The sequence below is a fragment of the Streptomyces sp. CRN 30 genome, from assembly GCF_034105845.1.
Genome location: NZ_JAVRHI010000571.1, coordinates 30511 through 50610 on the forward strand (window position 1 = coordinate 30511; position 20100 = coordinate 50610).

Here is a 20100-nt window from a genome sequence, read left to right on the forward strand (position 1 = left end):
ATGCGCGTGCGGGTCCGCTGTGGTTCTCGCGCAGTTCCCCGCGCCCCTTCGAGGGGCGCGGGGAACTGCGCGAGCGGCCACAGCGGGCCTTCAGCCGAGGCGGCTCTCCAGTTCCGCGACGATCTCGTTGACGCCGATCGCCGTCTGCTCGCCGGACTCCATGTCCTTGAGCTGGACGACGCCCTCGGCGAGGTCACGCTCGCCGGCGACGACGGTGTACCGCGCGCCGCTGCGGTTGGCGTTCTTCATCGCGCCCTTGAGGCCCTTGCCGCCGTAGGAGAAGTCCGCGGCGATGCCGTTCTTGCGCAACTCGGTGACCTTGGCGAACAGCACGCGCCGGGCCTCCTCGCCGAGCGGCACCGCGAAGACCGACGTGGCGGCGGGGATGTCCAGCTCGACGCCCTCCGCCTCCAGGGCGAGGACGGTGCGGTCGACGCCGAGGGCCCAGCCGACGGACGGCAGCGCGGGGCCGCCGATCATCTCGGAGAGACCGTCGTAGCGGCCGCCGCCGCCCACCGCGGACTGCGAGCCGAGCCCGTCGTGGACGAACTCGAAGGTGGTGCGCGTGTAGTAGTCCAGGCCGCGGACCAGCTTGGGGTCGTCCTCGAAAGCGACGCCCGCCGCCGTGATCAGCTCGCGGACCTCCTCGTGGTACGCCTTGCAGGCGTCGCAGAGGTAGTCGCGCAGGAGCGGGGCGCCGGTGAGCTGCTTCTGCACCTCCGGGCGCTTGTCGTCCAGGACGCGCAGCGGGTTGATGTCCGCGCGGCGCAGCGTCTCCTCGTCGAGGTCCAGCCCGCGCAGGAACTCCTGGAGCGCCGCGCGGTAGACCGGCCGGCACTCCTTGTCGCCCAGGCTGTTGAACAGGATGCGGAACCGGCTCAGGCCCAGCGAGCGGTACGCCTGGTCGGCCAGGATGATCAGCTCGGCGTCGAGCGCCGGGTCCTCCGCGCCGATCGCCTCGGCGCCGACCTGCGAGAAGTGGCGGTAACGGCCCTTCTGCGGGCGCTCGTAGCGGTAGTAGGAGCCCGAGTACCAGAGCTTGACCGGGAGATTGCCCGCCTTGTGCAGGTTGGCCTCCAGGGCGGCGCGCAGGACGGAGGCCGTGCCCTCCGGGCGCAGGGCGAGCCGGTCGCCGCCCTTGGTCTCGAAGGCGTACATCTCCTTGGTCACGATGTCGGTGGACTCGCCGACACCGCGCGCGAACAGCTCGACGTTCTCGAAGCCGGGCGTCTCGATGTAGCCGTAGCCGGAGGCGCGCAGCGGGGCCGCGATCGCCTCGCGGACCGCCAGGTAGCGGGCGGAGTCCGGCGGCAGCAGGTCGTACGTGCCCTTGGGGGCCTTGAAGGTGCTCACGGGAAGAGTCTCGTCACATTCCTCGTCGGGGGGCCTCGGGGGCCTCCTGGCCGGCCGCTGCCGCCTGCCGCAGATACGGGTTGGCGGCGCGTTCCTGGCCGATGGTCGTCTGGGGGCCGTGTCCGGACAGCACCACGGTCTGGTCGTCGAGCGGCAGGACCACGCGGGTCAGGGACTCGACCATGTCGTCCATGGAGCCACCGGGCATGTCGGTGCGTCCGATGGAGCCGGCGAACAGCAGGTCGCCCGAGAACAGGATCGGCGGGATGTCCGCCGCCCCGGGCAGGCCGAAGGTCACCGACCCCTTGGTATGGCCCGGCGCGTGCGCGACGGTCAGCTCCAGGCCCGCCAGCTCCAGCCTCGCGCCGTCGGACAGTTCCCGGACGTCGTCCGGCTCCCCCACGGTCAGCTCGCCCATCAGCGGCATCCCGATCGACCGGCCGATCCCCTTCTCGGGGTCGCTCATCATGTAGCGGTCGGCCGGGTGGATCCACGCGGGCACGTCGTTGGCCCCGCAGACCGGGACCACCGAGGCGACGTGGTCGATGTGGCCGTGGGTGAGGACGACGGCGACCGGCTTGAGCCGGTGCTTCTGCAGCGCTTCGGCGACGCCCGGGGCGGCCTGGTGGCCAGGGTCGATGATCACGCACTCCGCACCGGCGGCCGGGGCGACGAGGTAACAGTTCGTCCCCCAGGCCCCGGCGGGGAACCCGGCAATGAGCACGATCGTCCTTCGTTGTGTCGAAACGGGTGGCTTGTGAGCGGGCTGCGCCCGTGGTCAGAGCCTACCGGCGGTGCCGATTCCTCAGCGAACCCATATACGGTACGGGGCTAACGCAGGCGGTCGGCCCACGAGCACGCACGCGTACCGGTCGGCACACGAAGACGCATGAGGAGACAACCCGGTGGTCAGCCAGGAGCAGCGGCGGCGTCAGCTCGCCCGGGAGAAGTTCTTGCGGCAGCAGCAGCGGCGCACGTCAGCGCGGCGCAAGGCACGGATGCGGAATTCGGTGATCGCGTCGGTGCTCGGCGTGATTCTGGTGGGCAGCCTCGCGCTGTACACGACCGGAACACTCAAGGGCGACGACGACGACAAGTCGAACACGAGCGCCGAGGCGAGCCCGAGCGCGGAGGCGAGCAAGGCCGCCGACCCGTGCGACAAGGCCGCTTCGGGCAAGCCCGCGACGAAGACGTGGAAGAAGGAGCCGGCCATGTCCATCGACAAGTCGGCCGACTACACCATGAAGCTGGACACGACGTGCGGCGAGATAGACGTCGCGCTGAAGACCTCGGCGGCACCGCACACGGTCAACTCGTTCGAGTTCCTGGCCGGCAAGGGCTACTTCGACCACACCAACTGCCACCGGCTCACGACCAGCGGCATCTACGTGCTGCAGTGCGGTGACCCGACCGGGCAGGGCACCGGCGGTCCCGGCTACACGATCCCGGACGAGAACCTGAAGGACAAAAGCCTGAAGGACAACGTCTACCCGGCGGGCACGGTCGCGATGGCCAACACCGGCCAGGCGGACACCGGCGGCAGCCAGTTCTTCCTCGTCTACCAGGACAGTCAGCTGCCGCCCAGCTACACGCCGTTCGGCACGATCTCGGACGCCGGCATGAAGGTCCTGAAGAAGATCGCCGCCGCCGGTGAGAGCACCGGCGCGGGTGACGGGGCGCCGAACGCGACGGTCGTGATCGACAAGGCGACCGTCGCGAAATCCTGACTGTCAACTGCGGAATTTCGGTCGCGCGGGATGCGGACAGGCCCCCCGCCGGTCGCCTATGTTGGCCGTGACGAAACTGTGGACGATGCCCGGGGGTGGGAAAGCCCTCCGCAGGCATCATGTGGAGGAGGCGCTGTGAGCAGCGACCCGTGGGGCCGCGTCGACGAGACGGGGACCGTGTACGTGCGTACGGCCGACGGCGAGCAGGTCGTCGGTTCCTGGCAGGCAGGCTCCCCCGAGGAGGCACTTGCCTACTTCGAGCGCAAGTACGAGGGCCTGGTGGTCGAGATCGGCCTCCTCGAGAAGCGAGTGAAGACCACCGATCTGTCGGCCAAGGACGCCCAGGCCGCAGTGGACCACCTGCGCGAGCAGGTGGACGCGCACCACGCGGTCGGCGACCTGCAGGCGCTGAGGGAGCGGCTGGACAAGCTCGTCGCGCTGGTGGAGGCCCGTCGCGAGGAGCGCAAGGCGCAGCGCGCGAAGCAGTCCGACGAGGCCCGTCAGGCCAAGGAGGACCTGGTCACCGAGGCCGAGCAGCTGGCCGCGTCCGACCAGTGGCGGGCCGCCGGTGAGCGGCTGCGGGCGCTGGTGGACACCTGGAAGGGGCTGCCGCGCCTTGACCGCAAGTCCGACGACGAGCTGTGGCACCGCTTCTCGCACGCGCGCTCGGCGTTCTCCAAGCGGCGCAAGCAGCACTTCGCGCAGCTGGACGCGCAGCGCGAGGACGCCCGGCAGGCCAAGGAGCGGCTGGTCGGCGAGGCCGAGGCACTCTCCGGTTCGACGGACTGGGGTCCGACGGCCGCGCGCTACCGCGAGCTGATGACGGAGTGGAAGGCCGCGGGCCGCGCGCAGCGGGAGCACGAGGACGACCTGTGGAACCGCTTCCGCGGCGCCCAGGACGTGTTCTTCGCCGCGCGCAGCGCGGTGTTCGCCGAGCGCGACGCCGAGCAGACCGAGAACCTCAAGCTCAAGGAGGAGCTGGCCGAGGAGGCCGAGAAGCTCCTTCCGGTCACGGATCTGAAGGCGTCCCGCGCCGCGTTCCGCGCGATCAACGAGCGCTGGGAGGCGATCGGTCATGTGCCGCGCGACGCCCGGCCGAAGGTCGAGGGCCGGATGCACGCGGTCGAGCGGGCGCTGCAGGAGGCCGAGGAGAGCGAGTGGCGCCGGACCAACCCGGAGGCACGCGCGCGTGCCGCGGGTCTGACCGGTCAGCTCCAGGCCGCCGTGGACAAGCTCAAGGGCCAGATCGAGCAGGCCCGCGCCCAGGGCAACAACGCCCGCGCGGACAAGCTGGAGCGTGAGCTGGAGGGCCGCCAGGCACTGCTGGACCAGGCGCTGAAGGGCCTGGAGGAGTTCGGCGGCTGACGCGGTCCGGACGACGACGAGGAAGGGGCCCCTGTCCGGGGCCCCTTCTCCGTGCGTGGAGCCCGTCCTACGAGGGCCTGCGCGCCGACGTCACGCGGTACACGTCGTAGACGCCCTCCACCCCGCGTACGGCCTTCAGGACGTGTCCCAGGTGCTTGGGGTCGCCCATCTCGAAGGTGAAGCGGGAGGTGGCCACCCGGTCACGGGAGGTCTGCACGGCCGCGCTGAGGATGTTGACGTGCTGGTCGGACAGGACCCGGGTGACGTCCGACAGCAGCCGGGAGCGGTCGAGGGCCTCGACCTGGATGGCGACCAGGAAGACCGAGGACTGGGTGGGCGCCCACTCGACCTCCAGGATGCGCTCGGGCTCGCGGGAGAGCGAGTCCACGTTGACGCAGTCGCTGCGGTGGACGGAGACGCCGCTGCCGCGGGTGACGAAGCCGATGATCGGGTCGCCGGGGACGGGCGTGCAACATCGGGCCAGCTTGACCCAGACGTCGTCGACGCCCTTGACCACGACGCCGGGGTCGGCGTTGCTGCGCCGCTTGCGCCCGCGGCCCCGGGACGGCGGTACCGCCTCGTCGATCTCCTCGGTGGCCGCCTCCTCGCCGCCGAGCGCCTGCACCAGCTTCTGCACGATGTTCTGCGCGGAGACGTGGCCCTCGCCGATCGCCGCGTACAGCGCGGAGATGTCGGAGTAGCGCATCTCGTGCGCGAGCGTGACCAGGGAGTCACCGGTGAGGATGCGCTGGATCGGCAGGTTCTGCTTGCGCATCGCGCGGACGATGGCGTCCTTGCCCTGCTCGATGGCCTCGTCGCGGCGCTCCTTGGAGAACCAGGCGCGGATCTTGTTGCGGGCGCGCGGTGACTTGACGAAGCCCAGCCAGTCGCGGGAGGGGCCGGCGCCGGGTGCCTTGGAGGTGAAGACCTCCACCAGGTCGCCGTTGTCCAGGGTGGACTCCAGCGGGACCAGGCGGCCGTTGACCCGGGCTCCTATGGTCCGGTGGCCGACCTCGGTGTGCACCGCGTAGGAGAAGTCGACCGGTGTCGCGCCGGCCGGGAGAGCTATGACGTCGCCCTTGGGGGTGAAGACGAAGACCTCGTTGCGGGAGAGGTCGAAGCGCAGGGACTCCAGGAACTCGCCGGGGTCCTCGGTCTCCTTCTGCCAGTCCAGGAGCTGGCGCAGCCACGCCATGTCGTTGAGGTGGTCGTCCTTGCCGGTGGACCTGGGCGCGTCGGAGCGCACCTTGGAGGCGCCGGCGACGGCCTCCTGCTTGTACTTCCAGTGCGCGGCGATGCCGTACTCCGCGCGGCGGTGCATGTCGAAGGTGCGGATCTGCAGCTCGACCGGCTTGCCGCTGGGTCCGATGACCGTCGTGTGCAGCGACTGGTACATGTTGAACTTGGGCATCGCGATGTAGTCCTTGAACCGCCCCGGAACCGGGTTCCAGCGGGCGTGGACCGTGCCGAGCGCGGCGTAGCAGTCGCGGACGGTGTCGACCAGGACGCGGATGCCCACCAGGTCGTAGATCTCCGCGAAGTCCCGGCCGCGGACGATCATCTTCTGGTAAACGCTGTAGTAGTGCTTGGGGCGGCCGGTGACGGTCGCCTTGATGCGGGCGGCCCGCAGGTCCTGCTGGACCTCGTCGGTGACGACCGCGAGGTACTCGTCGCGCTTGGGGGCGCGCTCGGCGACCAGGCGGACGATCTCGTCGTACATCTTGGGGTAGAGGATCGCGAAGGCGAGGTCCTCCAGTTCCCACTTGATGGTGTTCATGCCCAGGCGGTGGGCGAGCGGCGCGTAGATCTCCAGGGTCTCGCGCGCCTTCTTCTCCTGCTTCTCGCGCTTGAGGTAGCGCATGGTGCGCATGTTGTGCAGGCGGTCGGCGAGCTTGATGACCAGGACGCGGGGGTCCTTGGCCATGGCGACGACCATCTTGCGGACCGTCTCGGCCTGCGCGGCCTCACCGAACTTGACCTTGTCCAGCTTGGTGACGCCGTCGACGAGCAGCGCGACGACGTCGCCGAAGTCACGGCGCAGGTCGTCCAGGCCGTACTCGGTGTCCTCGACGGTGTCGTGCAGCAGCCCGGCCATCAGCGTGGCCGGATCCATGCCCAGCTCGGCGAGGATGGTGGTGACGGCGAGGGGGTGCGTGATGTACGGGTCGCCGCTCTTGCGCTTCTGGCCGCGGTGCCAGCGCTCGGCGACCTGGTAGGCGCGCTCGATCTGGCGGAGCGTCGACGTCTCGATCTTGGGGTCGTTGCCGCGGACTATGCGCAGCAGGGGCTCCAGGACCGGGTTGTAGGGGTTGGCGCGCTGCACGCCGAGACGGGCGAGGCGGGCGCGGACGCGGTTGGAGGAGCCGCTGCGGGCGGGCTGGCCCGCGGGCGTGCGGACCACGGGGGCGTTCTGCGTGTGCTCCGGGGGGGCCGGCTTGGGGCGGGCCCGCTGCTCCGCCGGCTTGTCGACGGGCGCGGACTGGGTGTGCTGGAGCGTCCCGCGGGTGTCGTTCTTCGCGTGCGGCGCGGTCGGCGCGGGCTTGGCCGCGGACGCCGAGACGGACTCGGGCTTGGCGGCGGTCAGTGGCTGGGCCTCGTCTGGCAAGAGGACTCCTCGTGCGCGATCCGGGTCCCCCGGTCAGGCTCCGGAAACCCCATGGTAGCCATCCCGGCTCCCGGGATCGCTTTCAGGCCGCTGTGAGGCCCGTCAACTGGAGAAACACCTGAGGCGGGCGCCGGATTCCTCCGGGCCCGCCTCGGCGGTGCCGCGCCGGTGTCCGGGGCGCGGCTCCAGGGTGTCTACACGGTGATCAGCGCGTGCAGCGGAGCGCCCTCCAGGGCGGGCTCCAGGCGGGCGCGGCCGTCGAGGAAGCCCAGCTCCATCAGGACGGCCACCCCGGCGGTCCGCGCGCCGGCCCGGCGGATCAGCTGCAGCGACGCCTCGGCGGTGCCGCCGGTGGCGAGGACGTCGTCGACGACCAGGACGCGGTCGTCGGCGGTGAGGTCCTCGGCGTGGATCTCGATCTCCGCGGAGCCGTACTCCAGGTCGTAGGACTGGCTCAGGGTGGCTCCGGGGAGCTTGCCGGCCTTGCGTACGGGGATGAAGCCGAGCCCCGCGCGCAGGGCGACCGGGGCGCCCAGGATGAAGCCGCGGGCCTCCAGGCCGACGACCTTGGTGGCGCCCGTGTCCTTCGCGATCCCGGCCAGGGCGTCGGTGAGGGCGCCGAAGGCCTCCGGGTCCGCCAGGAGCGGGGTGATGTCCTTGAACACCACGCCGGGCGTCGGGTGGTCCCGCACGTCCCGGATGCGGCTGAGCAGCAGCTCCGTCAGGTTGTCCGGCGTGGTCATCGGCGCTTCCCGGAGGGTCGGCCGCGGCCCCGGTTGCGGGCCGCGGGCTGGTTGCGGGGGCCGACAACCGCGGGGGCGGCGTCCTCGGGCTCGTCGTCCTCGTAGGTGTCGGGGACGTCGGCGTCGGCCGCCGCCGGGGACTCGCCCTGCGCGGCGCCCTGAGCGCGCTTGGCCAGGACGCGCTTCTTCAGCGCCTTTATCGCCGGCTCGCGCTCCTTGAGGTCGGCGACGAGCGGCGTGGCGATGAAGATCGAGGAGTACGCGCCGGCCGCGAGGCCGACGAAGAGCGACAGGGAGATGTCGTTGAGCATGCCGGCGCCGAGGACACCGCCACCGATGAAGAGCAGGCCCGCGACCGGCAGCAGCGCGACCACCGTGGTGTTGATGGAGCGGACCAGGGTGCTGTTGATCGACCGGTTGGCGATCTCCGAGTAGGTCCAGCGGGTCTGCTTGGTGACGCCCTTGGTCTGTTCCTTGAGGCTGTCGAAGACGACCACCGTGTCGTACAGCGAGTAGCCGAGGATCGTCAGCAGACCGATCACCGTGCCCGGGGTGACCTCGAAGCCGACGAGGGCGTAGACGCCGACGGTGATGGTGATGTCGTGGATCAGCGCGACGAAGGCGGCCAGTGCCATCCGCCACTCGAAGGCGATCGCCAGATAGATCACCACCAGGACCAGGAAGATCCCCAGTCCCTGCCACGCCTTGTTGGCGATCTGGTCACCCCAGCTGGGGCCGACCAGCTCGGCGTTGATCTGCTCGGCGTCGACCTTCAGGTCCTTGGACAGCTCCGCCTTGATCTGGTCCGACTTGTCGGTGTCGATACCGGCGATCTGGATGCGCAGGCTGCCGTCGCCGAGCTTCTGCACGATCGCGTCGTGCCCGGAGGCCGCTTCGGCGTGCTCCTCGGCCTGGGTGACCGAGGCGCTGGTGTTCTTCGGGGTGGTGAAGACCGCGCCGCCCTGGAACTCGATGCCCATGTGCAGGCCGCGCACCGCCAGGCCGACGATGGCCGTGATGGTGATCAGGATCGAGATGCCGTACCAGAGCTTGCGGTTCTTGACGAAGTCGTAGCCGACCTCGCCGTGGTGGAGTCGGGCGCCGAGGTTGCCGAGTTTCGACATCTCTCACGCCTCCTTCGGGTCGACAGGGCCGGCGGGACGGGAGGTACGGGTGCGACGCAGCGGAGGCTTCGCCCCGAGGCTCTTGGGGTCGAGACCGGACCACTTGTGGCCGCTCGCGAAGAACTTGCGGCGGGCCAGCAGCGTCAGCAGCGGCTTGGTGAAGAGGAACACCACGACGACGTCCAGGACCGTGGTCAGACCCAGGGTGAACGCGAAGCCCTGGACCTTGCCGACGGAGACGATGAAGAGCACCGCGGCGGCGAGGAACGACACGAAGTCGGAGACCAGGATGGTGCGCCGGGCCCGCGGCCAGCCGCGCTCGACGGCGGGGCGCAGCGAGCGGCCCTCGCGGATCTCGTCGCGGACGCGTTCGAAGTACACGATGAACGAGTCCGCTGTGATGCCGATGGCGACGATGGCTCCGCAGACGGCCGGGAGGTTCAGCGCGAAGCCGATGGTCGGGCCGAGCAGCGCCATGATCACGTAGGTGAGTACCGCCGAGATCAGCAGCGAGAGCAGCGCGATGATCGACAGGCCGCGGTAGTAGACCAGCAGGTAGATGACGACCAGGGCCAGGCCGATGGCGCCGGCGATGAGACCCGCGCGGAGCTGGTCACCGCCGAGCGCGGCGGTGACGGTGGTGACGCTGTCCTCCTTGAAGCTCAGCGGGAGGGCGCCGTAGGAGAGCATGTTGGCCAGGCTCTGCGCCTCCTCCTGCGTGAAGCTGCCGGAGATCTCGGCGTTGCCGCCGGTCAGCGCCTGGCTGACGTACGGGTCGGAGACGACCTCGTTGTCCAGGACGATCGCGAACTGGTTCTGCGGGGACTGGTTCTGCGCCAGCTTGCCGGTGATGTCCGCGAACTTCTTGGTGCCGCCCTTGGTGAAGTCCATCGTGACGGTCCAGCCGGCGGCGGTCTGCGTGTTGAAGACGGCCGAGGCCTTGTCGACGTCGGTGCCGTCGACCTCGGCGGCACCGAGGATGTACTTCTGCCACTGGCCCTGCGAGTTCTGGCCGCAGGCCACCATGGAGTCGGTGTCCTTGGCGCCCTCGCCGGCCTTGGCGCGCTGCGCCTCGTCGGTGCAGTCCAGCTTGGTGTAGGCGGCCTGCAGCGCGCTGTCGGAGGCGTCGGAGGAGGCGGACGCGGAGGGGCTGGCGTCGGCTTCGGCGGAGGAGGAGGCGTCGGCGCTCGCGGAGGAGGAGGCGGTCGCGGACGGGGTGTCGTCGGCCTTCAGGGCGTCGGTGACGGCGCGGCCCTGGGAGGTGGTGCTCGCCGACGGGCTGGTGGAGGAGGAGGCGCTCTCGTCGCCGGTGGCCTTCTCACCGTCGGTGGCCTCGTCCGAGGCACTCTCGGAGGCGCTCGCGGAGGCACTGGCCGAGGGGCTGGCCGTGGCGGCGGCGCCGGAGACCTCCGTGGCGAGGACCGGACGGAAGTAGAGCTTGGCGGTGGTGCCGACCTGCTCCCGGGCCTCCGAGGAGTTCGTCCCCTTGGGGATGTTGACGATGATGTTCCGGTTGCCCTGGGTCTGCACCTCGGCTTCGGAGACACCCAGACCATTGACACGGCGTTCCATGATCTCGACCGCGGTGTCCATGTTGGTCTTGTTGATCGCGGATTCCTGGCCGGGCTCCGATTCGGCCCGGAGCGTGATGCTCGTGCCGCCGGCCAGGTCGATACCGAGACGCGGAGTGGTGTGCCCGGAGGCGAACATCCCTCCGGTGAGCGCCACGATGGCGATCAGGATCAGGGCCAGCGAGCGCCCCGGCTTGCTCTGGGCGCTCGCGTTCCGGCCCTTTTTAGGTGCTGCCACCTTCTCGTACTCCCTCTCGGGCCGCCTCGCGCACCGGTGCGCCGACGGCCATGACATGGTGTCGGGATCCCGTGGGAACCGCGCATGTCCGAGGGCGCGCGGACCTTGCCCGCGCGCCCCGGGGCACGGCTACTTCGCCTCGGAGTCGCCCTCGGACTTCTTCGGCTGCTCGTCCGTCTTCGCCTCGGCGGGCTTCGCGTCGGCGGCGGGCTCGTCGGCCGCGTCCTTCTTGCCGAGCTCGACCTTGTCGTCGGCGGCGGTGGCGTCGGCCGGGGCGTCGGCGGAGGCGTCGGTCCCGGTGAGGGAGGAGGCGTCGTCCGGGACGAGGTCCGCGTCGGACTTCAGGTCGTGCTCGACGCCGTGGACGATGCGGTTGTACTCGTCGTCGGTGAGGACGGCGCCGATCGAGTTCTTGGCGAAGAGCAGCTCGACGCCGGGGCCGGCGTCGACGAGGACCGTGTCGTCGTTGACCTCCTTGACCGTGGCGTACATGCCCCCGATGGTGCGGACGCCCGAACCGGGCTGCATCTGGTTCCGCATGTCGACGGCCTGCTGCTGCTTCTTCTTCGCCGACCGGGTCATCAGGAACATGGCCCCGATGAGCACGATGAACGGGAGGAGGGTCACGAGACTCACGGGTCGGTACTTCCTTCACACGACCGCGATGTGAGCGGCCTGATGGTTGGGGGTGTGGTACGCCGCCGACAAGGGCGGCATCGGCGGAGTCTAAGCGAGTCCGCGCGCAGGGAACAACGCACAGGATGGCACCGGGGTTCCCTCCCGGGCCAATGCGCGCGCCGTCACGGAGAGGTCACGCCCCGAACAGGTCCCCTTGTCCGTTTCCACCGCCGCCGGAGCGCGGCGGGGTCAGTCCGAGGTGGGACCAGGCGGCGGGGGTGGCGACGCGGCCGCGCGGGGTGCGGGCGAGCAGCCCCTCGCGGACGAGGAACGGCTCGGCGACCTCCTCGACCGTCTCGCGTTCCTCGCCGACGGCGACGGCCAGGGTCGACAGCCCGACGGGTCCGCCGCCGAAGAGCTTCAGCAGCGCCTCCAGGACGGCCCGGTCGAGGCGGTCCAGACCGCGGCCGTCGACCTCGTAGACCTTCAGCGCCGCCGCGGCGATCTCCTGGGTGATCACTCCGTCGGCCCTGACCTGGGCGTAGTCGCGGACCCGGCGCAGCAGGCGGTTGGCGATGCGGGGGGTGCCGCGGGAGCGGCCGGCGATCTCGGCCGCGCCGTCGGCGGCGATCTCGACGTCGAGGAGGCTCGCGGAGCGGTGGACGACGCGCTCCAGCTCGGCCGGCTCGTAGAACTCCATGTGGGCGGTGAAGCCGAAGCGGTCGCGGAGCGGGGGCGGCAGGAGTCCGGCCCTGGTGGTGGCGCCCACCAGGGTGAACGGGGGCAGCTCCAGGGGGATGGCGGTGGCTCCGGGGCCCTTGCCGACGATGACGTCGACGCGGAAGTCCTCCATCGCCATGTACAGCATCTCCTCGGCGGGCCGGGACATGCGGTGGATCTCGTCGAGGAAGAGGACCTCGCCCTCCTGGAGGGAGGAGAGGATCGCGGCGAGGTCGCCGGCGTGCTGGATGGCGGGGCCGGAGGTGATCCGGATCGGTGCCTCCATCTCGGCCGCGATGATCATCGACAGGGTGGTCTTGCCCAGGCCGGGGGCGCCGGAGAGCAGGACGTGGTCGGCGGTGGCTCCCCGCGCGCGGGCGGCGCGCAGGACGAGGTCGAGCTGCTCGCGGACCTTCTGCTGGCCGATGAACTCGGCCAGGTCCTTGGGGCGCAGGGCGGCCTCGACGGCCTGGTCCTCACGGTCGGCGGCCGAGCCGACCAGCCGGTCGCCCGCGGCGTCGGCGTCGGTCGTGTCGTCCCAGTTCATACGTGATCTGCCTCGGTTCTCGCTACGGTCGCTGCGGCTGTGCGGACGGCTATCGGGCGCGGTTCAGCGTCTGGAGGGCCGCCTTGAGCAACTGGCCCACCTGGGGCGTACCGCCCGCGGCCGTCGCCTGCGGGGTGACGGCGGTCACGGCCTCGTCGGCCTCGCGGGTGGCGTAGCCGAGGCCGATCAGGGCGGCGTGCAGCTGATCGCGCCAGCCGGTGCTGACCGGGGCGCCGACGGCGGGGGCGCCGACCGGTTCGCCGAGCCGGTCCTTCAGTTCCAGCAGCAGCTTCTGCGCGCCCTTCTTGCCGATGCCGGGGACGGCGGTGAGCGCCTTCTCGTCGCCGGTCGACACCGCGCGGCGCAGGGCGTCGGGGCTGTGCACGGCGAGCATGGCCTGGGCGAGGCGGGGGCCGACGCCGCTGGCGGTCTGGAGCAGCTCGAAGACCTGGCGCTCGTCGTCGTCGGCGAAGCCGTACAGGGTGAGCGAGTCCTCCCGGACGACCAGGGAGGTGGCGAGCTTGGCGGGCCGGCCGGCGCGGAGCGTGGAGAGGGTGTTCGGCGTGCACTGGACGGCCATGCCGACACCGCCGACCTCGATCACGGCGGCGTCGGGGGCGAGGGCGGCGACCGTGCCGCTGACGAAGGCGATCATGCGGGGTGGCCCTTCGGTGCTTTCGATGCGGTCGGTACGGGGCGGGCGTGCCGGGCGACGGCCTGCTGGAGGCGGTTCTGGGCGGGGGCCCGCCAGATGTGGCAGATGGCAAGGGCGAGGGCGTCGGCGGCGTCCGCGGGTTTCGGCGGGGCCGCGAGTCGCAGCAGCCGGGTGACCATGGCGCCGACCTGTGCCTTGTCGGCGCGTCCCGAGCCGGTGACGGCGGCCTTGACCTCGCTGGGGGTGTGCAGGGCGACGGGGATGCCGCGCCGGGAGGCGCAGAGGATGGCGACGGCGCTGGCCTGGGCCGTGCCCATCACGGTGCGGACGTTGTGCTGGCTGAAGACGCGCTCGACCGCGACGCACTCCGGGCGGTGCTCGTCGAGCCACTGCTCGATGCCCCGCTCCACGGCGACGAGGCGGTGGCCGAGGTCGGCGTCGGCCGGGGTGCGTACGACCCCGACGTCGATCATCGTCAGCGGGCGGCCGGCGACGCCCTCGACGACCCCGACCCCGCAGCGGGTCAGCCCCGGGTCCACCCCCAGTACGCGCACGCCGGCCTCTTTCCCCTCGACAACCTGCCCTCGAATACCTGTTTGCGCAGGCTATCGGGTGCCACTGACAGAGCGACGGGCCGACGGGGGCGTGTCCCGTCGGCCCGTCGAGGAACCGGTGCGCGCGCGTTACGCGTCGACCTTCTCCATGACCTCGTCGCTGACGTCGAAGTTGGCGAAGACGTTCTGCACGTCGTCGCTGTCCTCCAGCGCGTCGATCAGCTTGAAGATCTTCCGGGCGCCGTCCTCGTCCAGCTCGATCTGCATGGTCGGCACGAAGTTGGCGTCGGCGGACTCGTAGTCGATGCCGGCGTCGACGAGCGCGGTGCGGACCGCGACCAGGTCGGTGGCCTCGCTGATCACCTCGAAGGTCTCGCCGAGGTCGTTGACCTCCTCGGCGCCCGCGTCGAGGACGGCGCCGAGGACGTCGTCCTCGCTCAGCTCGCCCTTGGGGACGATCACGACGCCCTTGCGGTTGAACAGGTACGACACCGAACCCGGGTCTGCCATGGAGCCGCCGTTGCGGGTCATGGCGACGCGCACGTCGGAGGCGGCGCGGTTGCGGTTGTCGGTGAGGCACTCGATGAGCACCGCGACACCGTTCGGACCGTAGCCCTCGTACATGATCGTCTCGTAGTCGGCGCCGCCGGCCTCCAGGCCGCCGCCGCGCTTGACCGCGGAGTCGATGTTCTTGTTCGGGACCGACTGCTTCTTGGCCTTCTGGATGGCGTCGTACAGCGTCGGGTTGCCCTCGATGTCGACGCCGCCCATGCGCGCCGCGACCTCGATGTTCTTGATCAGCTTCGCGAAGAGCTTGCCGCGCTTGGCGTCGATCACGGCCTTCTTGTGCTTCGTCGTAGCCCATTTAGAGTGGCCGGACATCTGCCTGTCTCCTTCGCGTTACCCAACTCTTTACGAACCCCAGAGATCCTACAAGGACTCCCGCGTCCGGTTCGCGCGCACCATGTCGACGAAGAGGCCGTGCACGCGGTGGTCGCCGGTCAGCTCCGGGTGGAACGACGTCGCCAGTGCGTTGCCCTGGCGGACCGCGACGATGTGGCCGTCGTGCTCGGCGAGCACCTCGGCCCGTGCGCCGACGGACTCCACCCAGGGGGCGCGGATGAAGACGCCCTCCACAGGATCGCCCGGTACGCCCTTGACGTCGAGGGCCGCCTCGAAGGACTCGTTCTGCCGGCCGAAGGCGTTGCGGCGCACGATCATGTCGATGCCGCCGATGGTCTCCTGGCCCGAGCGGGGGTCGAGGATCTTGTCGGCGAGCATGATCATCCCGGCGCAGGTGCCGTAGACGGGCAGACCGTCGCGCACGCGCGTGCGCAGCGGTTCCATCACTCCGAAGAGGACGGCCAGTTTGGAGATGGTGGTGGACTCGCCGCCCGGTACGACCAGTCCGTCGATCTCGGCGAGTTCGTCCGGGGTCCGTACGGGTCTGGCCACGGCGTCGGCCGCGGCCAGCGCCACGAGGTGCTCCCGGACGTCGCCCTGGAGGGCCAGGACCCCGATCACAGGTATGTCGTCCACTCCGTGGTCACCAGCCGCGGTTGGCGTAGCGCTCGGCCTCGGGGAGGGTGTCGCAGTTGATGCCGACCATGGCCTCGCCGAGGTTGCGGGAGGCGTCGGCGACGGTCTTCGGGTCGTCGTAGAAGGTGGTGGCCTTGACGATGGCGGCGGCGCGCTTGGCGGGGTCACCGGACTTGAAGATCCCGGAGCCGACGAAGACGCCCTCGGCGCCGAGCTGGCGCATCAGGGCCGCGTCGGCCGGGGTGGCGACACCGCCGGCGGAGAAGAGGACCACCGGCAGCTTGCCCAGCTCGGCGACCTCCTTGACCAGCTCGTACGGGGCGCGCAGCTCCTTGGCGGCGGCGAACAGCTCGTTGTTGTCGCAGCCGCGCAGCCGGGCGATCTCGTGCTTGATCTGGCGCAGGTGGCGGACGGCCTCGACGACGTTGCCGGTGCCGGCCTCGCCCTTGGAGCGGATCATCGCGGCGCCCTCGGCGATGCGGCGCAGGGCCTCGCCCAGGTTGGTGGCGCCGCAGACGAAGGGGGTGGTGAAGGCCCACTTGTCGGAGTGGTTGACCTCGTCGGCCGGGGTGAGGACCTCGGACTCGTCGATGTAGTCGACGCCGAGCGACTGCAGGACCTGGGCCTCGACGAAGTGGCCGATGCGGGACTTGGCCATCACCGGGATGGAGACCGCGCCGATGATGCCCTCGATCATGTCCGGGTCGGACATGCGGGCGACGCCGCCGTCCTTGCGGATGTCGGCCGGCACCCGCTCCAGGGCCATGACCGCCACGGCCCCGGCGTCCTCGGCGATCTTCGCCTGCTCCGGGGTGACGACGTCCATGATCACCCCGCCCTTGAGCTGCTCGGCCATACCGCGCTTCACGCGCGCGGTGCCGGTGGCGGGGACGGTCTGGTTTTCGGAGAGCGTGGTGGACACGGTGACCTCACTGACGAGAAGAGGGTTTCTGCAGCACTGAGGAAACGTGAACGGACCAGGCCACAGCAAGGGCCAATGAGGAGGCGGTGGATCGTTTTCGGGCGGGGCCCCTACGCGGTCCGGTCGACGAGCGCCGCCGGCGGTTCGTCGTCCATCTCGAAGGCCAGCGGGAACGGGGCGTGGCCGGCCAGCCGGAACCAGCGGACCTTGCGGTGCTCGCGCAGCCGGCGGGCGGCGCCGACGGCGTCGTTGTGGAAGCGGCGGGCCATCGGTACGCGGCGCACCGCCTCGGTCAGCTCGCCGGCCGCCTGCTCTCCGCCGGGCGCCGCACGGACCGCCTCCACCTGCCGGGGGTCCTCGAACACCGCCCGCAGCGCCTGGCTCAGCTCGCTCTCGGCGACCTCCCGCTGCTCCTCCTCGGTCTGCCGGGCGGCGTGCGCGGCCTCGTACAGGACGATCGAGGCGGCCGGGTCGAGGACGCCGGAGGTGGCCAGTTCCTGTGCCACGGAGGCGCGGCGCAGCAGTTGCGCGTCGAGTGCGGCGCGGGCCGCGTCGATGCGGGCGTGCAGGCGGTCCAGGCGGCCCGCCGTCCAGCTCAGGTACAGGCCGACGGCGATGAGGGCGACGACGATCCAGATGAGGGTTGCGGTCACACCACGCCAACTTACCGGGCTCTGCCCGGGTCTATTTCGGTGGGCGTCGTCACCGGGGGCTCCGCCCCCGGACCCCCGTCGGCCTGAACGGCCTCGTCCTCGAACGCCGGACGGGCTGGAAGGTGCCCTCTTCCTGATACGCGGGCGAAGAACAGCGCCCCGTCAGGGGCGCGGGGAACTGCGCGACCGGCCACAGCGGACCCGCGGCCGAAGAACCCTCAGTCCCTGGCCAGCCCGAAGCGTGCCCGCAACCCCGTTGCCCGGTCGTCCGTGGCGACCGCCGCTGCCCCGTCCGTCACCGTCTCGTAGACGGACAGGATGTCCGCCCCGACCGTCGACCAGTCGAACCGCCGCACGTGCGCGCTGCCCCGCTCGCGCAGTTCAGCCAGCCGCTCCGGGTCCTCCAGGAGGCGGACGGCCGTCGCGGCCAGTGCGTCGGCGTCCTCGTTGGGGAACAGTTCGCCGGCCGCGCCCCGGTCCAGGACCTGCGCGAACGCGTCGAGGTCGGAGGCGAGGACGGGCGCGCCCGCGGACATCGCCTCGACCAGGATGATGCCGAAGCTCTCGCCGCCGGTGTTGGGCGCCACGTACAGGTCGACGCTGCGCAGGAAGCGGGCCTTGTCCTCGTCGCTGACCATGCCGAGGAACTCCACGCGGGAACGGAGCTCCTTCGGCAGGGACTCGACGGCCTCCTCCTCGTCACCGCGGCCCGCGACCAGCAGCCTGGCCCGCGGGCGGGCGGCGAGGATCTTCGGCAGGGCCCGCATCAGCACCGGCAGGCCCTTGCGGGGCTCGTCGATGCGGCCGATGAAGCCGATCGTGTCGCCCTGCCACTCGGGGCGCGGCTCGGCCTTGGCGAAGAAGTCGACGTCGACGCCGTTGGGGATGACGACCGCGTCGCCGCCGAGGTGCTCGACCAGCGTGCGGCGGGCGTACTCGCTCACGGCGATCCGCGCGCTGATCTTCTCCAGGGCGGCCTGGAGGATGGAGTACGCGGCGATCATCGCGCGGGAGCGCGGGTTGGACGTGTGGAAGGTGGCCACGATCGGGCCCTGCGCCGCCCAGCAGGCCAGCAGGCCGAGGGAGGGCGAGGTCGGCTCGTGGATGTGGATGACGTCGAACGCGCCGTCGTGCAGCCAGCGGCGTACCCGCGCGGCGCTCAGGAACCCGAAGTTGAGCCGGGCCACCGAGCCGTTGTACGGCACCGGCACCGCGCGGCCCGCGGAGACGACGTACGGGGGCAGGGGGGTGTCGTCGTCGGCGGGCGCGAGGACGGAGACCTCGTGGCCGAGGCGGACGAAGTACTCGGCGAGGTCCCGGATGTGGAACTGGACGCCGCCGGGCACGTCCCAGGAGTAGGGGCAGACGATGCCGATCCTCATGAGGGGCCCTTCGCGGGGTCGAGGTCCGCGAGCCACAAGCGCTGGAGCATGTGCCAGTCCTCCGGATGGTCGGCGATCCCCGTGGCGAAGGCGTCGGCCAGCGCCTGTGTCATCACAGACGTCTTCTCGCGCCGGTTGCCTGACTCGGGGACCTCGACGGGCGGGTGTACGCGGCCCCGCATGACGGGCGAGTCGTCGTACCAGAGCGTCACCGGCAGCAGGGCCGCGCCGGTCTGCTGGGCGAGCAGGGACGGGCCGGCGGGCATCCGGGCCGTCTCGCCGAAGAAGCCGACCTCCACGCCCGAGGCGGACAGGTCACGGTCGGCGACCAGGCAGATCAGGCCGCCGTCGCGCAGCCGCCGGGCGAGGGTGCCGAACGCGGTGCCGCCGCTGTGCGGGAGGACCTCCATGCCGAGGCCCTCGCGGTAGGCGACGAAGCGGTCGTACAGCGTCTCCGGCTTGAGGCGTTCGGCGACCGTGGTGAACGGGATGCCGAGGTGGGTGGTGACCCAGGCGCCGGCCAGGTCCCAGTTGGCCAGGTGCGGCAGGGCGAGGATCGCGCCCTTGCCCGCGTCCATGGCCTCGGTGAGGTGGTGCAGGTCCTTGGGGTCGAAGCCCTCGGCGATCCGCTCGCGGCTCCAGGCGGGGAGCCGGAAGGACTCCATCCAGTAGCGGAGGTAGGAGCGCATGCCCGCGCGGGAGAGCGCCGCGAGCCGTTCGGGACTCGCGTCGGGCACCACGCGCGCGTAGTTGCCCTCCAGTCGCAGTACGCCCTTGCCGCGGCGTTTCCAGGCGGCGTCGGCGACAGTGCGGCCGAGCCGGACCGCGGCCGGTTCGGGGAGCTTCTTGACGGTGCTCCAGCCGGCGCCGTACAGCGCGTCGGTGAGCCGCTCCTGGGCGCTCACTTGGCGGCCTCGCTCCCCTGGGCCTCCCGCGCGGCCGCGGCCTCGGCCTCGGCGGACTCCCGGCGGACCGTGACGACGCGCTGGATCAGCGTGACGAGGCTGCCGACGGCGACGATCCACAGGGCGACGGGCAGCAGGTACTGGATGCCGGGCACGCCGAACTTGTGCAGGCCCGCGAAGCCCGCCGCGACCAGCGAGATGACGAGCCGTTCGGCGCGCTCCACCAGGCCGTTGACGGCGACGGGCAGGCCGATCGACTCGCCGCGCGCCTTGGTGTACGACACCACCTGGCCACTGGCCAGGCAGAAGATCGAGACGGCGCAGAGCACGATGTCGTCACCGCCGCCCGCGTACCACAGGGCGAAGCCGCCGAAGACGGCCCCGTCGGCGACCCGGTCGAGCGTGGAGTCCAGGAAGGCGCCCCAGCGGCTGGAGCGGCCGAGCTGGCGGGCCATGTTGCCGTCGACGAGGTCGGAGAAGACGAAGAGTGTGATCACGACCGTGCCCCAGAAGAACTCGCCCATGGGGTAGAAGACCAGCGCTCCGGCCATCACGCCCGCGGTGCCGATCAGCGTCACGGTGTCGGGGCTGACGCCCCTGCGGATGAGAAACGCGGCGAACGGTGTGAGGACACGCGTGAAGAATGCACGCGCGTACTTGTTCAGCATGGCCTTCCCGACGGTCGGTGTCGCCGCGCGGCCCCTGCTGGCCACCGGCTGGCCCATCGTAGCCACGCGCGCGCGGGGGCGAGGGACGGGCACCCGGAGCCCGGTCCGCGGGCCTCGCGCGCGGGGGCTTCGGGTCCGTCGTATGGACGCAGCGTGACGGGAGTGGAAAGCTCGAACCACCGCGGGCGTCGCCGGAGCCGCTCGCACGCGG

19 protein-coding genes are annotated in these 20100 nt (G+C 71.1%); 2 read left to right on the top strand and 17 right to left on the bottom strand.

The window, feature by feature from the left end; genetic code table 11:
• Positions 1 to 90: 90 nt before the first annotated feature.
• On the bottom strand, positions 91 to 1353 hold the full coding sequence (gene hisS / locus UW392_RS66395; protein WP_320785152.1) for a histidine--tRNA ligase: 1263 nt from the start codon (positions 1351 to 1353) through the stop codon (positions 91 to 93).
• A 13-nt stretch (positions 1354 to 1366) separates the two neighbouring features.
• Positions 1367 to 2077, bottom strand: a complete 711-nt coding sequence (locus tag UW392_RS66400; RefSeq protein ID WP_320785153.1) for an MBL fold metallo-hydrolase — start codon at positions 2075 to 2077, stop codon at positions 1367 to 1369.
• A gap of 181 nt (positions 2078 to 2258) precedes the next feature.
• On the opposite strand from UW392_RS66400, the gene UW392_RS66405 reads away from it, so the two are divergent.
• Both UW392_RS66405 and UW392_RS66410 read left to right on the top strand, forming a co-directional pair.
• On the top strand, positions 2259 to 3080 hold the full coding sequence (locus UW392_RS66405) for a peptidylprolyl isomerase (RefSeq protein WP_320785154.1): 822 nt from the start codon (positions 2259 to 2261) through the stop codon (positions 3078 to 3080).
• Positions 3081 to 3215: 135 nt separating this feature from the next.
• Positions 3216 to 4445 carry a DUF349 domain-containing protein gene (locus tag UW392_RS66410; RefSeq protein WP_320785155.1) on the top strand — a complete coding sequence of 410 codons (1230 nt, stop codon included), beginning with the start codon at positions 3216 to 3218 and terminating at the stop codon, positions 4443 to 4445.
• 67 nt (positions 4446 to 4512) lie between these two features.
• On the opposite strand, the gene relA is transcribed toward UW392_RS66410, so the two are convergent.
• From relA to pgsA, 15 genes are all read right to left on the bottom strand, one after another.
• Complete coding sequence (relA, locus tag UW392_RS66415) at positions 4513 to 7050, bottom strand: GTP pyrophosphokinase (protein ID WP_320785156.1); 2538 nt, start codon at positions 7048 to 7050, stop codon at positions 4513 to 4515.
• Positions 7051 to 7244: 194 nt separating this feature from the next.
• Positions 7245 to 7793 (bottom strand): adenine phosphoribosyltransferase, encoded by a 549-nt coding sequence (locus tag UW392_RS66420; protein WP_320785157.1) that lies wholly within the window; start codon positions 7791 to 7793, stop codon positions 7245 to 7247.
• Positions 7790 to 8917 carry a protein translocase subunit SecF gene (gene secF / locus UW392_RS66425; protein WP_320785158.1) on the bottom strand — a complete coding sequence of 376 codons (1128 nt, stop codon included), beginning with the start codon at positions 8915 to 8917 and terminating at the stop codon, positions 7790 to 7792. Before secF ends, UW392_RS66420 begins: the two co-directional genes overlap by 4 nt.
• A gap of 3 nt (positions 8918 to 8920) precedes the next feature.
• Entirely contained in the window at positions 8921 to 10726 is a 1806-nt protein-coding gene (gene secD, locus UW392_RS66430) for a protein translocase subunit SecD (protein ID WP_320785159.1), read from the bottom strand.
• A gap of 129 nt (positions 10727 to 10855) precedes the next feature.
• Positions 10856 to 11362 (bottom strand): preprotein translocase subunit YajC, encoded by a 507-nt coding sequence (gene yajC / locus UW392_RS66435; RefSeq protein ID WP_320785160.1) that lies wholly within the window; start codon positions 11360 to 11362, stop codon positions 10856 to 10858.
• A gap of 175 nt (positions 11363 to 11537) precedes the next feature.
• Complete coding sequence (gene ruvB / locus UW392_RS66440; RefSeq protein WP_320785161.1) at positions 11538 to 12611, bottom strand: Holliday junction branch migration DNA helicase RuvB; 1074 nt, start codon at positions 12609 to 12611, stop codon at positions 11538 to 11540.
• A 49-nt stretch (positions 12612 to 12660) separates the two neighbouring features.
• Positions 12661 to 13266 carry a Holliday junction branch migration protein RuvA gene (gene ruvA, locus UW392_RS66445; protein WP_320785162.1) on the bottom strand — a complete coding sequence of 202 codons (606 nt, stop codon included), beginning with the start codon at positions 13264 to 13266 and terminating at the stop codon, positions 12661 to 12663.
• Positions 13263 to 13820: a crossover junction endodeoxyribonuclease RuvC gene (gene ruvC, locus UW392_RS66450; protein ID WP_320785163.1), complete on the bottom strand. Its 558-nt coding sequence runs from the start codon at positions 13818 to 13820 to the stop codon at positions 13263 to 13265. The genes ruvA and ruvC overlap by 4 nt, the downstream gene beginning before the upstream one ends.
• 129 nt (positions 13821 to 13949) lie before the next feature.
• Positions 13950 to 14702: a YebC/PmpR family DNA-binding transcriptional regulator gene (locus UW392_RS66455; RefSeq protein ID WP_320785164.1), complete on the bottom strand. Its 753-nt coding sequence runs from the start codon at positions 14700 to 14702 to the stop codon at positions 13950 to 13952.
• Between the two features lie 48 nt (positions 14703 to 14750).
• Positions 14751 to 15359: a pyridoxal 5'-phosphate synthase glutaminase subunit PdxT gene (gene pdxT / locus UW392_RS66460; protein ID WP_320785165.1), complete on the bottom strand. Its 609-nt coding sequence runs from the start codon at positions 15357 to 15359 to the stop codon at positions 14751 to 14753.
• A gap of 7 nt (positions 15360 to 15366) precedes the next feature.
• Positions 15367 to 16281, bottom strand: a complete 915-nt coding sequence (gene pdxS / locus UW392_RS66465; protein ID WP_320785166.1) for a pyridoxal 5'-phosphate synthase lyase subunit PdxS — start codon at positions 16279 to 16281, stop codon at positions 15367 to 15369.
• A gap of 110 nt (positions 16282 to 16391) precedes the next feature.
• Positions 16392 to 16934, bottom strand: coding sequence for a hypothetical protein (locus tag UW392_RS66470; RefSeq protein WP_320785167.1), 543 nt, complete (start codon positions 16932 to 16934; stop codon positions 16392 to 16394).
• Positions 16935 to 17152: 218 nt separating this feature from the next.
• Positions 17153 to 18316 carry a glycosyltransferase family 4 protein gene (locus UW392_RS66475; protein WP_320785168.1) on the bottom strand — a complete coding sequence of 388 codons (1164 nt, stop codon included), beginning with the start codon at positions 18314 to 18316 and terminating at the stop codon, positions 17153 to 17155.
• Positions 18313 to 19221: a phosphatidylinositol mannoside acyltransferase gene (locus UW392_RS66480; protein ID WP_320785169.1), complete on the bottom strand. Its 909-nt coding sequence runs from the start codon at positions 19219 to 19221 to the stop codon at positions 18313 to 18315. Before UW392_RS66480 ends, UW392_RS66475 begins: the two co-directional genes overlap by 4 nt.
• Complete coding sequence (pgsA, locus tag UW392_RS66485) at positions 19218 to 19946, bottom strand: phosphatidylinositol phosphate synthase (RefSeq protein ID WP_320785174.1); 729 nt, start codon at positions 19944 to 19946, stop codon at positions 19218 to 19220. Before pgsA ends, UW392_RS66480 begins: the two co-directional genes overlap by 4 nt.
• Between the last annotated feature and the right edge of the window lie 154 nt (positions 19947 to 20100).